The sequence below is a fragment of the Cellulosimicrobium sp. TH-20 genome (genome assembly GCF_002105775.1).
Taxonomy (GTDB): domain Bacteria; phylum Actinomycetota; class Actinomycetes; order Actinomycetales; family Cellulomonadaceae; genus Cellulosimicrobium; species Cellulosimicrobium funkei.
The window spans coordinates 321,584-333,697 of record NZ_CP020857.1 but is presented as its reverse complement, the minus strand read 5'-3'; the positions used below and the strand labels follow the sequence as shown (position 1 = coordinate 333,697).

The 12,114-nt window shown below is 75.2% G+C and carries 12 protein-coding genes and 3 tRNA genes; 10 read left to right on the top strand and 5 right to left on the bottom strand.

Translation table 11 applies throughout. The features are described 5' to 3' along the window. Nucleotide 1 precedes the first annotated feature (1 nt). From B8281_RS01480 to B8281_RS01465, 4 genes are all read left to right on the top strand, one after another. Nucleotides 2-451, top strand: a complete 450-nt coding sequence (locus tag B8281_RS01480; RefSeq protein ID WP_021483502.1) for a roadblock/LC7 domain-containing protein — start codon at nucleotides 2-4, stop codon at nucleotides 449-451. 10 nt (nucleotides 452-461) lie between these two features. Beyond that, nucleotides 462-872 (top strand): DUF742 domain-containing protein, encoded by a 411-nt coding sequence (locus B8281_RS01475; RefSeq protein WP_021483501.1) that lies wholly within the window; start codon nucleotides 462-464, stop codon nucleotides 870-872. A gap of 553 nt (nucleotides 873-1,425) precedes the next feature. After that, nucleotides 1,426-2,034 carry an ATP/GTP-binding protein gene (locus B8281_RS01470; protein ID WP_043657559.1) on the top strand — a complete coding sequence of 203 codons (609 nt, stop codon included), beginning with the start codon at nucleotides 1,426-1,428 and terminating at the stop codon, nucleotides 2,032-2,034. A gap of 100 nt (nucleotides 2,035-2,134) precedes the next feature. Beyond that, nucleotides 2,135-2,222 (top strand) — tRNA-Ser (locus tag B8281_RS01465). 9 nt (nucleotides 2,223-2,231) lie between these two features. Here the strand turns inward: B8281_RS01465 and B8281_RS01460 are convergent. Next, nucleotides 2,232-4,046, bottom strand: coding sequence for a GMC oxidoreductase (locus B8281_RS01460; protein ID WP_085386681.1), 1,815 nt, complete (start codon nucleotides 4,044-4,046; stop codon nucleotides 2,232-2,234). 96 nt (nucleotides 4,047-4,142) lie between these two features. Between B8281_RS01460 and B8281_RS01455 the strand changes: the two genes are divergently transcribed. Together B8281_RS01455 and B8281_RS01450 are read left to right on the top strand one after the other, a co-directional pair. Continuing rightward, nucleotides 4,143-5,420, top strand: a complete 1,278-nt coding sequence (locus tag B8281_RS01455; protein ID WP_085386680.1) for a threonine/serine exporter ThrE family protein — start codon at nucleotides 4,143-4,145, stop codon at nucleotides 5,418-5,420. 86 nt (nucleotides 5,421-5,506) lie between these two features. Then, nucleotides 5,507-5,595, top strand: a tRNA-Ser gene (locus tag B8281_RS01450). 178 nt (nucleotides 5,596-5,773) lie between these two features. Here the strand turns inward: B8281_RS01450 and B8281_RS01445 are convergent. Both B8281_RS01445 and B8281_RS01440 read right to left on the bottom strand, forming a co-directional pair. Continuing rightward, nucleotides 5,774-7,147, bottom strand: a complete 1,374-nt coding sequence (locus B8281_RS01445) for a hypothetical protein (RefSeq protein ID WP_085386679.1) — start codon at nucleotides 7,145-7,147, stop codon at nucleotides 5,774-5,776. Then, nucleotides 7,144-7,911 carry an ABC transporter ATP-binding protein gene (locus tag B8281_RS01440; protein WP_085386678.1) on the bottom strand — a complete coding sequence of 256 codons (768 nt, stop codon included), beginning with the start codon at nucleotides 7,909-7,911 and terminating at the stop codon, nucleotides 7,144-7,146. Before B8281_RS01440 ends, B8281_RS01445 begins: the two co-directional genes overlap by 4 nt. Nucleotides 7,912-8,141: 230 nt before the next feature. Here B8281_RS01440 and B8281_RS01435 point away from each other — a divergent pair. The 3 genes from B8281_RS01435 to B8281_RS01425 all read left to right on the top strand — a co-directional run bounded on the left by B8281_RS01435 (nucleotide 8,142) and on the right by B8281_RS01425 (nucleotide 9,997). After that, nucleotides 8,142-8,214, top strand: a tRNA-Arg gene (locus B8281_RS01435). A gap of 117 nt (nucleotides 8,215-8,331) precedes the next feature. After that, on the top strand, nucleotides 8,332-8,934 hold the full coding sequence (locus B8281_RS01430; RefSeq protein WP_085386677.1) for a TetR/AcrR family transcriptional regulator: 603 nt from the start codon (nucleotides 8,332-8,334) through the stop codon (nucleotides 8,932-8,934). A gap of 43 nt (nucleotides 8,935-8,977) precedes the next feature. Beyond that, on the top strand, nucleotides 8,978-9,997 hold the full coding sequence (locus B8281_RS01425; protein WP_198163109.1) for an alpha/beta fold hydrolase: 1,020 nt from the start codon (nucleotides 8,978-8,980) through the stop codon (nucleotides 9,995-9,997). On the opposite strand, the gene B8281_RS19040 is transcribed toward B8281_RS01425, so the two are convergent. Continuing rightward, nucleotides 9,972-10,220, bottom strand: a complete 249-nt coding sequence (locus B8281_RS19040; RefSeq protein WP_051028388.1) for a hypothetical protein — start codon at nucleotides 10,218-10,220, stop codon at nucleotides 9,972-9,974. The genes B8281_RS01425 and B8281_RS19040 overlap by 26 nt on opposite strands. A 324-nt stretch (nucleotides 10,221-10,544) precedes the next feature. Here B8281_RS19040 and B8281_RS01415 point away from each other — a divergent pair, with 324 nt between their 5' ends. Then, nucleotides 10,545-11,168 carry a GyrI-like domain-containing protein gene (locus B8281_RS01415; RefSeq protein WP_085386674.1) on the top strand — a complete coding sequence of 208 codons (624 nt, stop codon included), beginning with the start codon at nucleotides 10,545-10,547 and terminating at the stop codon, nucleotides 11,166-11,168. 78 nt (nucleotides 11,169-11,246) lie between these two features. Here the strand turns inward: B8281_RS01415 and B8281_RS01410 are convergent, their stop codons facing one another. Next, nucleotides 11,247-11,960 (bottom strand): anaerobic ribonucleoside-triphosphate reductase activating protein, encoded by a 714-nt coding sequence (locus B8281_RS01410; protein WP_043657556.1) that lies wholly within the window; start codon nucleotides 11,958-11,960, stop codon nucleotides 11,247-11,249. Nucleotides 11,961-12,114 lie beyond the last annotated feature (154 nt).

Below are 12,114 nucleotides of genomic sequence, written 5' to 3'. Positions count from 1 at the left end.
AGTGAACGCGCTCAGCACCGAGGCCACGAACTTCGGGTGGCTGCTCGACAACTTCGTGCGGACCGTACCGGGCAGCCGGCACACGCTCGTGGTGTCGGCGGACGGCCTGCTCATGGCGATGTCCGACCAGCTCGACCGGACGAGCGGTGACCAGCTCGCCGCGATCGTCTCGGGCATGTCGAGCCTGACCCGCGGTGCGGCCCGCCAGCTCAACGGCGGGAACGTCCGGCAGGCCATCATCGAGATGGACAACGGGTTCCTGTTCCTCATGAACGTGTCGAACGGCTCCGTCCTGGGCGTGGTGGCCGAGGCGAACTGCGACATCGGCCTCATCGGCTACGAGATGGCGCTCCTCGTCTCGCGCACGGAGGCGACCCTGACGCCGCAGCTCATCTCGGAGATGCGGGGTAGCCTTCCGGTCGACGGTGCGACCCGAACCCCGGTGGGATGAGGACTGATCGATGACGAACGTACCTTTCGGCAGCATGGGAGCCCACGACGGGTACGAGGCGGCGACCGTCCGCCCGTACGCGGTGACGGGTGGTCGCGTGCGGTCCGCCACGTCCGACCTCCCGCTCGAGGCGCTCGTCGAGGTCATGCCGGGTGCCGTGAACAGCTTCGGGCTGCCGCCCGAGAAGCGCTCGATCCTCCAGCACGCCGCGCACACGTACGTCTCGATCGCCGAGCTCTCCGCGCTCCTGCGCCTGCCGCTCGGCGTGACGAAGGTGCTCGTCGCGGACCTGCAGGAGGACAACTACATCACCGTCCACACGTCGACCCCGCTCAACGTCCACACGGGTCACGGCAGCAACCACTCGGGTCTGTCCCTGAGCGTCTTGGAGAGTGTTCTCAATGGCATTTCCACCCTCTGACGGCTCGGGGAGCGGGCCGCAGGCAGGGCAGCCGTCCGGGGCGAGCGGGGGTGCGCCCGGCGGTCAGCCGGCGCTGCGCCAGACGGCGTGGGCTCCGGTGAGCGCCCCCGTCGGCGTGCCGACCCAGGCGGCTCCGGCGACGCCCGGCCAGCCTGCGGCACCGCAGCAGCCGGCCGCGGCCCAGCCCGTCGCTCCGGCGGCGCCGCAGCCGGCGGCACCGCAGCCCGTTGCGCCGGTGGCACCGCAGCCCGCGACGGCTCCGGCCGCACCGCAGCCGGTCGCCCCTGCTCCGGCCGCCGCGCAGCCCGCCCCGGCTCCGGCCGCCGCGCAGCCCGCCCCGGCTCCGGCCGCCGCGCAGCCGTCCCCGGCCGCCGCGCAGCCTGCGTCGGCTCCCGTCGCGCAGGCCGCGGCCCAGCCACGCACCGCGCCGCAGCCCCTGGCCGCCGCGCAGCCCGTGGCTCCCGCTCAGCAGGCGCCTGCTCAGCAGGCTCCCGCTCAGCCGGTCGCCCCGGTGCAGCAGGCGGCCCCCGCGCGCCCGGTCGCGGCAGCGCCCGTGGCTCCGCCCGCCGCGGCGGCGCAGCCCGGGGGCGCGGCGGCGTCCCGGACCGCGCCGACGGTCGTGAAGATCGTCGTGGCGGGCGGTTTCGCCGTCGGCAAGACGACGTTCATCGGCTCGATCTCGGACGTGGAGCCCCTCAACACCGAGGCCGCGATGACGGAGCACTCGGTGGGCGTCGACGACGCGGGCGGCGTGTCCGACCGCAAGACGACGACGACCGTCGCGATGGACTTCGGCCGCGTCTCGCTGCCGGGCAACCTGTGGCTCTACCTGTTCGGCACGCCGGGCCAGGACCGCTTCCTCTTCATGTGGGACGACCTGGTCCGCGGCGCGATCGGCGCCGTCGTGCTCGTCGACACCGACCGCCTGGAGCAGTGCTTCCCGGCGATCGACTACTTCGAGTCGCGCAACATCCCGTTCGTCGTGGGCGTCAACTGCTTCGACGGCGTGGCCAAGCACAAGCTCGAGGACGTCCGCGAGGCGCTGCAGATCCCGCCGCACGTGCCGATGCTCTACACGGACGCGCGCTCGCGCGCGGCGACGAAGCAGACGCTCATCGCGCTCGTCCAGCTCGCGATGCGCCAGCTCCGCGGCGCGGCCTGACCGCTCCCGCACCCCGCGCCACCGCACGACGGCGGGCCGCCCTCCACGGGTCGGCCCGCCGTCGTCGTGCACGGGCGGGGCGTGCCACAATGGCTCGCCGGGAGGGCTGACAGAGCGGCCTAATGTGACGGTCTTGAAAACCGTTGTGCGGCGACGCACCGGGGGTTCGAATCCCTCGCCCTCCGCCAGTCGTGCCGTCAGGCCGGGTCGGGAGCCGTGCTCCGTCCCGGCCTGACGCGCGCCGGGCGCAGTGCTGCCGGGGCGTGCGCCGGGACCAGCGGGTGCCGCGGTGCCACCGGGTCCAGCACGGCGTACGCAGCGCCGAGCGGCGGGCGCCCGTCCTCGTCCCCCGCGTTGGGCCAGAGCGCACAGGCGCGTTCCGCGAGCGCCGTGATCGTGAGCGACGGGTTCACCCCGAGGTTCGCGCTCACCGCGGACCCGTCCATGACGTGCAGGCCGGGCTGACCGTGGACACGGTGGTACGGATCGATCACACCCGTCCGCGGCGAGGCGCCGATCGCGCACCCGCCGAGGATGTGGGCCGTCATCGGGACGTCGAAGGGCTCGCCGACGGTCCCTCCCGGCATGCCGCCCATGCGCCGGGCCATGCGGCGCGCGGCGTCGTTCCCGGCCGGGATCCAGGTCGGGTTGGGCGCGCCGTGCCCCTGGCGGGACGTGAGGACCTTGCGGCCGAGGAACCCGCGCCGCAGTGAGGTGGTGAGCGAGTTGTCGTGGCTCTGCATGACGAGCGCGATGATCGTCCGCGACGACCAGCCGCGCAGGTCGGCCATCGCCGGCAGGTCCCGACGCCGGCGCCACAGCTCCCGCATCCAGGTGCGCCACCTGCCCGGGCCACCGTCCGTGAGGACGGTCTGGAGCAGCCCCATGGCCCCCGACCCCTTCCCGTACCGCACGGGCTCGACGTGGGTCCGGGCGTCCGGGTAGAACGACGACGTGATCGCGACGCCGCGCGAGTAGTCGGGTGCGTCGGGCCGTCGCTGGTGGTCGCGACGCCGGACCGTGGCGCCGAGCAGGGCCTCGGAGTTGGTGCGCGTGAGGTGTCCCAGTCGCTCGGAGACCCCCGGCAGGCGTCCCGAGTCCCGCATGGCGTGGAGGAGTCTCTGCGTGCCCAGCGCCCCCGCGGAGAGCACGACGTGTCGTGCCGTGTAGCGCCGCCGTCCTGCCCAGGGGCGCCCCGAGCGATGGGCGAGGACCTCGTGCACGACGCCGCCCGCGCCGTCGGGCACGGGCCGCACCTCGGTGACGGTCGTGAGCGGCAGGACCTGGGCGCCGCCGCGCTCGGCGAGGTAGAGGTAGTTCTTCACGAGCGTGTTCTTCGCCCCGACCCGGCACCCCGTCATGCACGCGCCGCACTCGGTGCAGCCGCGCCGCTCGGGCCCGGCCCCGCCGAAGTAGGGGTCGGGGGCGGTGGCCCCCGGCTCCCGTGTCCCGCCTCGGCCGAAGAACACACCGACCGGAGCCTTCACGAAGGTGTCGCCCACCCCGGTCTCGCGGGCCACGTCCTCCAGGACGTCGTCCGCGGGGGTGCGCCCGGCGTAGGTGGTCACGCCGAGCATCCGGCGCGCCTGGTCGTACCAGGGCGCCAGCTCGGTCCGCCAGTCGGCGACGTCGGCCCAGGCGGGGTCCGTGAAGAAGTCGTCGAGCGGCTCGTACAGCGTGTTCGCGTACACGAGGCTGCCGCCGCCGACACCGGCGCCGGCGAGGACGAGCACGTCGCGGAGGCGGTGGATGCGCTGGATCCCGAAGCACCCGAGGGCGGGTGCCCACAGGAACGACCGGAGACGCCACGACGTGCGGGGGAGCTCCTCGTCGGTGAAGCGGCGGCCCGCCTCGAGGACGCCGACGCGATAGCCCTTCTCGGTGAGGCGCAGGGCGGCGACGCTGCCGCCGAACCCCGAGCCGACCACCAGCACGTCGAAGTCGGTCGGGACGCGCGGGCCACCGCGCCCGGGTACGTCGGCGGGGGCGGTGCGGGGGACGTCGGCGGCCATGGGCAGACGGTACGCCTCGACGGCACGGGGCTCTGGCCGGGAGGTCCGGGACCTTCGGCGAGTGCCGGTCGCGGGGCGGTACGGGATCATGGCGTCGTGACGCCTGAGCCCTCCCCGGCCGACGAAGCCGGTCTCGAGCCCGTCGACCTCATCCGCCGGTCGGGCACCGTGCTGCGGATCGGTCGGCTCGCGCTGTCCGCGGGCACCGGCAGCTACCGCGTGAAGTCGCACATGACGCGCGCGGCCCGGGCGTTGGGCCTGGACCGCATCGCGGCGCACGTGACGCTGACGGAGATCACCGCGACGTCGTACCGCGGGCCGATCTTCCGCACGGAGCTCACCGAGGTGCGCTCCATCGGGATCAACGCGGACCGGCTCGCGCAGCTCGAGCGCTTCTCGGCCACGCTGCCGGCGGGGGCCGACCTCGACGAGGTCGACGCGGAGCTCGACCGGATCGCGCGCCGACGGCCGCTCTACGGGGCGTTCCTCAACGCCCTGTGGGCGGGGATCGCGTGCGCCGCGTTCGCGTTCCTCAACCACGGCGGCCTCGTCGAGTGCGGCGCGGTGCTCGTCGCGGCGGCGCTGGGGCAGGGCGTCCGACGCGCGATGCTGCACCGCGGCATCAACCAGTTCGGCGTGACGATGCTCGCGGCCGCGGTCGCGAGCGTCGCATACCTGGGGCTCGTGCTGGGGCTCTCGGCGCTGGCCGGGGTCGAGGGCGGCCACGAGGCGGGGTACGTCTCGGCGGTGCTGTTCCTCGTGCCGGGGTTCGCGCTCGTGACGGGCGCGCTCGACCTCGCGAAGCTCGACTTCTCGGCGGGCGTCGCGCGCGTGACGTACGCGCTGATGATCCTCGCGTCGGCGGCGCTGGCGGTGTGGGGCGTCTCCGCCGCCGCGGGCCTCGCCCCGGACCCGGTGCCCGCACCGGTGCTCGCGGAGCCGCTGCTGTTCGGCCTGCGCGCGGTCGCGAGCTTCCTCGGGGTGCTCGGGTTCGCGCTGATGTTCAACAGCCCCTGGGCGATGGCGCTCGGGGCGGCCTCGATCGGCATGGTGGCGAACGTGGGGCGCCTGCTCCTCGTCGACGCCGACGTCGTCCCGCAGGCGGCCGCCGCGGCGGCGGCGCTGCTCGTGGGGCTCCTCGCGGCGACGGTCGCGCCCGCGCTGCGCGTCCCCCGCATCACGGTGTCCGTCCCGGCCGTGGTCATCATGGTCCCCGGCGTCACGGCGTACCGGGCGGTGTACGAGTTCAACACCGGGGCGACGGCGCAGGCCCTCGCCTACGCCGTGGAGGCGGGCCTGGTGATCGTCGCGCTCGCGATCGGGCTCGCCGTCGCGCGGATGCTCACCGACCGGGAGTGGACGTTCGAGCGGTAGGAGGGGACGCCGTCGGGCCGGCGGTTTGGTCTGGTGGCGACGCCCTTGTACCCTGGGCGACGCAGGCTCTCCGCTGAGTCCTGCGAGGAGACGTCGCATAGTCAGGTCTAGTGCGCCACCCTGCTAAGGTGGTAACGGGGCAACCCGTTCGAGGGTTCAAATCCCTCCGTCTCCGCTCAGGAAGGTCTCGGTGTGCACGCACCCGGGGCCTTTTCTGTTGCCCGGGATCGTGCGGCCTCCACCGCCCGACGCGCGGGCGGGGCGGCCGGGCTCGTGGCGAGCCCCAGCCGCCCCGGTGCCGTCACCGGCCCTGCGTGACGCCCCGACGTCGTCCCTGCGCCGTGGGCCGTGCCCTACGCCGTGCCGGTCGTCGCGAGCGCCGACCGCACGACGAACCGCGACGCGCCCGCCCCGGCGAGCACGAGCGCGGACGCCCCCAGGACGCACAGCAGGAACTGCAGGGCGACGCTCGCGTTCGTGAAGGCGTTGATGCCGAGGACGGGCACCATGAACAGCAGCACGGCCGCGGTCGCGACGCCCACGCTCACGACGAGCGGCACGAGCGTCTCGCGGAAGCGCGCCCGGTCGAGCGTCCGCAGGTCGGTGCCCGCGAGGACGAGCGTGCGGTACTCGCCGCGCTGGTCGATGACCCGGCCCGCCTGCATGACACCCGTCGAGACGGCGGCCAGGACGCCCGCGATGGCGAGGGTGAGGAAGCCGCCCGTCTTGATGTCGACGAGGAACTGGGCCTCCGCGGGGTCGGACGCGGTGCCCGGGTCGAAGAGCGCGAAGATGCTCGCGAGGCCCGCGATGAACGTCGCGAGCGCGACCCCGCCCACGGACCGCCACGCGGTCTTCGGGTTGTCCACGATCCGCCGTCCGGCGAGCAGCGTGGGCACGCGGCGCGCGGAGCCGGCGGTGATCCTGCCGACGACCCAGATGACGAACGGCCCGACGAGGTTGAGCGTCGCGAAGCCGATCAGCAGGATGACGACGACGACGGTGATCCCCACCGCGGCCGAGCCGAACGACAGGTTGGTCGCGACGATCATCGCGACGGCCGCGAGCCCGGTCGCGAGCAGGCGCACCGCCTTGAGGCCCGGGGGAGTGACGCGCGCGGCGACGCCGAGCGGCGTGATCGCGACGCGCCGGAGGCTGACGAGCGCCGACACGAGCGCGACCGCGACCACGAGGACGACGGCGCCCAGCAGGGCGGGCACGCCGACCCACAGCTCGGCGACGTCGAACGTGCGGCCCTGGAAGCGCAGCTGCGCGACGAGCGGCAGGAGGGCGCCGTAGCCGACCAGGCCGACGAGCGCGCCCGTGACGGCCTGGGCGGCGGCGTCGAGCACCGTGAGGGACGTGACCTGGCCGGTCGTCGCCCCTGCGAGCCGGAGCGCCGCGAGGCGCGCGTCGCGGCGCGCGACGGCGAGCCGCGCGGCCGCCCCGCCGAGCGTGACGAGCGGGATGAGCAGCAGGAGCGAGGCGATGCCGGCGAAGATCGGGTACTGCGTGTCGTAGGACGTCACGGCCGCGTCCACGCCCTCCTGCATGCCCTCGATCCCGCCCGCGCGGCCGAGGAACGCCCCGAACCCGCCCACGACGACGAGCAGGATCGCGGTGGTCGTGGCGAACGCGATGACGGCGAGCACGTTGGTCAGGCCCTGCGGGTCGCGCTCGTCGGCGCTGCGGCGGCGCAGGAGCCACCAGAGGTCGACGGTCCTCATCGGGCGCTCTCCTGACCGGGGACGGCCGGGGCGGCGACGTCGTGGCCGGGCGCGAAGAACTCGCCGGAGACGAGCCCGTCGCGCATCGTCACCGTGCGCGAGCAGTGCCGCGCGACCCCGGCGTCGTGCGTCACGACGACGAGCGCGGCACCCGAGTCGCGGGTCGCGCGGGTCAGGACGTCGAGCACCTCCGCGCCGGTCGACTGGTCGAGGGCGCCCGTCGGCTCGTCGGCGAAGACGACGCCCGGCGACCCGACGAGGGCGCGCGCGATCGCGACGCGCTGCGCCTGCCCGCCGGAGAGCTCGCCCGGCCGGCGCTGCTCCATCCCGGCGAGGCCGAGGTGGGCGAGCCAGCGGGCGGCGACCGCGGTGGCCTCCGCGCGGGCCGTGCCGGCGAGCATGAGCGGCAGCGCCGCGTTCTCGACGGCGGGCAGCTCGGGCAGGAGCTGGCCCGACTGGAAGACGAAGCCGAAGTCCTGGCGGCGCAGGATCGTGCGCCGCGCCTCCGAGAGCGTCGCGACGTCCTCGCCGCGCCACGACACCGAGCCGGACGTCGGCGTGATGATGCCCGCGAGGCAGTGCAGGAGCGTCGTCTTGCCGGACCCGGACGGGCCCATGATCGCGAGCGACTCCCCGGGGCGGACCGTGAGGCTCACCCCTGCGAGGGCGTGCGTCGCGGTCTGCGCGGAGCCGTAGACCTTGGTGAGCGCGCTCGCGACGAGTGGCGAGCCGCCGGGGACGGGAGTGGGGCCGGTGAACGTCATGCGTCGATCGTCCGCCGGGGAGCGGTGCCGCCGCGTCGGGCTGGGGACGGGACGTCGCCCGGCGCGGGTCCGACCGTGGGGGGACCGTGCGGCGCTGTCCGTGCGGCGACGGTCGGACGGCGTGGCGTCCGTCACGCCGCGGCCTCCGGGCCCGGACCCGGTTTGGGATCAGGGCGAGGACGCGGTAGTGTTCTCGACGGCCGGTGAGCGATCAACGGCCAGCACGACCAGCGCCCGTAGCTCAACGGATAGAGCATCTGACTACGGATCAGAAGGTTGGGGGTTCGAATCCCTCCGGGCGCACAGCGGAACGGCCTCACCCGACGGGTGGGGCCGTTCGTCGTTTCCCGCGCGTCGCGTGACGCCGCGGCCGGGCGACCTGCCCTCCCGGTTTCCGCACGGTCGTGCTACGTTCGCCGGGTGACCAAGGGCGACGACACGCGGCAGGCGATCCTGCACCGCGGCGTGGAGGCCGCGTACCGCGTCGGCCTCGCGGGCCTGACGATCGGTGAGCTCGCGCGTGCCACGGGCATGTCGAAGAGCGGGCTCTACGCGCACTTCCGCTCCAAGGAGTCGCTCCAGCTCGCGGTGCTCGACCAGGCGCGCGCGGAGTTCGTCGACACGGTCGTGGCGCCCGCGCTGCGCACACCTCGGGGCGAGCGCCGCCTGCGCGAGCTGTTCGAGCGCTGGCTCGTGTGCGACCTGCGGCAGCAGCCCGGCGGCTGCCTGTTCGTCAAGGCGGCGACCGAGCTCGCCGCCCAGGAAGGGCCGGTCCGCGACCAGCTCGTGCGCGACCACCAGGACCTGTACGACACCGTCGCGCAGGTCTACCGGACGTGCGTCGCGGAGAGCGGCTTCCGCGACGACGTAGACCCCCAGCAGTTCGCGTCGGAGCTGTACGGGGTGATGCTCGCGCTGCACCACGCGCACGTCTTCATGGCCGACCCGCTGGCCGAGGACCGGGCGCGTCGCGCGTTCGAGGCGCTCCTCGACGGGTCGCGCGCACCCGTGCCCGTCGCCTGAGCACCTGCCCCGCACCCGACCCATCCTGACGGAGAGGATCCTCGTGACCACCTCGCGAGCCGAGAAAAGCACGACCGTTCGCCTGGACCGACGGCGCGCCGCGCGTCGTCGGAAGGCCGCGGCTCGACTCGCGCTCGTGCGCGCCCGGTTCGCGGTGCTCCAGACGGTGTCGCCCCGGCGTGCCGCCCGGCTCGCCCTCGACCTGTGGTGCACCCCGCCCGACGGCGCAGGTCGTCGCCGCGACGACCGCGCCGTCGCCGGTGCGCTGAGCACCGTGACGACGTCGTCCGGCGCGCGGGTCGTCGTCGAGTCGTGGGACCCGCACGCCTCCGCGGACGACGCGGCCGACGGGACCGCAGGGCACGGGGCGGGGGCCGGCGTCGTCTACCTCGCGCACGGGTGGGGCGGGCGGCGCGGCCAGCTCGGAGCGTTCGTCGAGCCCTTGCGTGCCGCGGGCCACCGCGTCGTCGCGTTCGACGCGCCGAGCCACGGGGACTCCGGGCCTGGCCGCCTCGGTCCGCGGCGTAGCACGATGCCCGAGCTCGCGGACGCCCTCGCCGCGGTGGTGCGCGAGCACGGGGAGGCGACGGCCGTCGTCGGGCACTCGCTCGGCACGGCGACGACCGTGCTCGCGGTGCGCGACGGCCTGCCCGCGGGGCGCCTCGTGCTCGTCGCGGCGATCGCCGACGTCCTCGGCCAGCTCGACGGGTTCGCCGACCTGCTGGGCCTGTCGCGCCCGACGCGCGAGCTCCTCCAGAGCCGGCTCTCCGACCTGGCCGGGCGCCCGCTGCCCGAGCTCGACGTGCGCGAGACGCTGCGCACCCACCCGGTGCCGCCGGCGCTCGTCGTGCACGACCGCGCCGACAAGGAGGTCCCGTACCCCGTGGGTGCCGCGCTCGCGGCGGCCTGGCCCGAGGGCGAGCTGCTCACGACCGACGGGCTCGGGCACCACCGGCTGCTGCGCGACCCCGACGTCGTGCGGGCGGTCGTCGACTACGTGACGCCACCCGCCGCGCGGCCCGACCCGGAGCCCGTCGTCAGGCCGGCGGCCGGTAGCCGGTGACCTGCGTGAGCGCCCGTGCGCGGTTCGAGCGCGCGAGCATCACGCAGCCCGGGACGAACGCCCCGAGCAGGAGCGGCCCGACGACGAGCATCGCCGCCCACATCATCAGCGCGAGGTAGCCGGCGGCCGAGTTGTTCGACGGGTCGCTGTCCGCGTAGGCGAGCAGGCCGATGCTCAGCGCGCCCGCGACGACCATGAGGACGACCGGCACCCAGATGAGCACCCAGGCGGTGCGTCGGTACCTCGGTGTGAAGGCGGCCGCCGGCGGCGGGGGCGGCGGTGCATACCCCGGTGCCGGATACCCGAGCCCCGGGTGCCCCGCGTGCCCGGGCTGCGGCGGATACCCGGGACCCGGGTGCCCGGGGTGCGGCGGGTAGGCGGGGTGCGGCCCCGGTGGGGGGCCGCCGTACGCGGACCCGTGCCGCGGGTCGTGCGGGGGGTGGGGCGGCGGTGAGGTCACCCGTCCTGGATATCAGGCGTGCGGGCATCGTGCGCGGACCGTCCGGCGGCGCGCTCGCGTGTCGGAGGGGCCCGGTAGCGTCGGGCCATGCCGTCGGACAAGGTCGACCTCAAGGCGTCCCACCGCGAGCTCTACGCGCCGCCCCGCGGCCGGTTCGTCGAGGTGGACGTGCCGACCCTGGCCTATCTCGCCGTCGACGGCGAGGGCGACCCCAACACGGCGTCGGCCTACGCGCAGGCGGTCGAGGCGCTGTTCTCGCTGTCCTACGCCGTGAAGTTCGCGAGCAAGCGCGCGGGGCGGGACTACGTCGTCGGGCCGCTCGAGGGGCTGTGGACGGCCGACGACCCGGGCACGTTCGTGCGCCGCGAGAAGGGCGCGTGGCGGTGGACCCTCCTCGTCCTCCAGCCCGACTGGGTGGACGAGGACACGGTGGTCGCCGCCACGGAGACGCTCCGGGCGAAGAAGGAGCCGCCGGTCGCGCTCGACCTCGTGCGCCGCACGAGCCTCACGGAGGGGCGGTCGGTGCAGACGCTGCACGTCGGCCCGTACGACGACGAGGGCCCGGTGCTCGCCGAGCTGCACGACGTCTACCTGCCCGAGCACGGGCTCACGTTCGCCGGGCCGCACCACGAGATCTACCTGAGCGACGTCCGGCGCACCGACCCCGCGAAGTTGCGCACCGTGCTCCGCCAGCCGGTCCGCCCGGTCTGACGGGCGGGCCCGCGCGGCGCCGGCACGCCCGATCGGGCCGTCGCGTGCGGCCCGACCCCGCGCACCCGCGGCGCGACGTCAGGCGGCGACCCGCCGCCGCGCCCAGGCGAGGTCGGTCGCGTCGAGCACGTCGGTGAGGCGGCGGCCCGCGAGGCCGCGCGCCCAGGCGGGGGACGCGCCGTCGGGCACGGCCTCCTGGAGCACCCACTCGCGCACGCCGAGGCGGCGCAGGTGCGTGCCGAGCGCGAGGAGCTCGGTGCGCGAGTGGACGCTCGGGTCGACGGTCGTGCGCACCTCGTGGTCGACGCCCGAGCGCAGGATCACGGCCAGCGCCTCGAACGCGCGCCGACCCGACGGGATCGTGCCCGTCACGACGGGGTAGCGGGACGGCAGGTGCTTGATGTCGAGGCCGACCCAGTCGACGAACGGCAGCAGCCGAGCGAGCCGCGCCGGCCACGGGCCGGCCGTGTGGAGGCCGACGTCGAGGCCGAGGCCCCGCACGTCGTCGATCGCGCCGAGCAGCCCGGGGTGCAGGGTGGGCTCGCCGCCCGAGAACACGACGCCGTCGAGCAGGCGGCGGCGCGGCGCGAGGAACGCGACGACCTCGGACCAGGGGACCGTGTCCTGCGGCGGCGGGCCGCCGAGCGCGGCGACCGCGCACAGCCCCGGGTGGTGGCAGTAGCCGCAGCGCCACGGGCAGCCCTGGGTGAGGACGGTGGCGACCCGTCGGCCGGGCCAGTCCGTGACGGACAGCCGGTCCAGTCCGGCGACCACGAGGCCGGGGCGGGTCATCGGCGGCTCCTTCGGACCACGACGGCCCGGCGGTCCGGACCTCCTGACGGCGGTGCCGTCAGGACCTCGAACGTATCCTCGCGGGCCCCCGCGCCGGACCGGCCGAAGGTCCCGACCTGCCGGGCCCGATCCGGGCCCGGTCCAGGCCCGACGC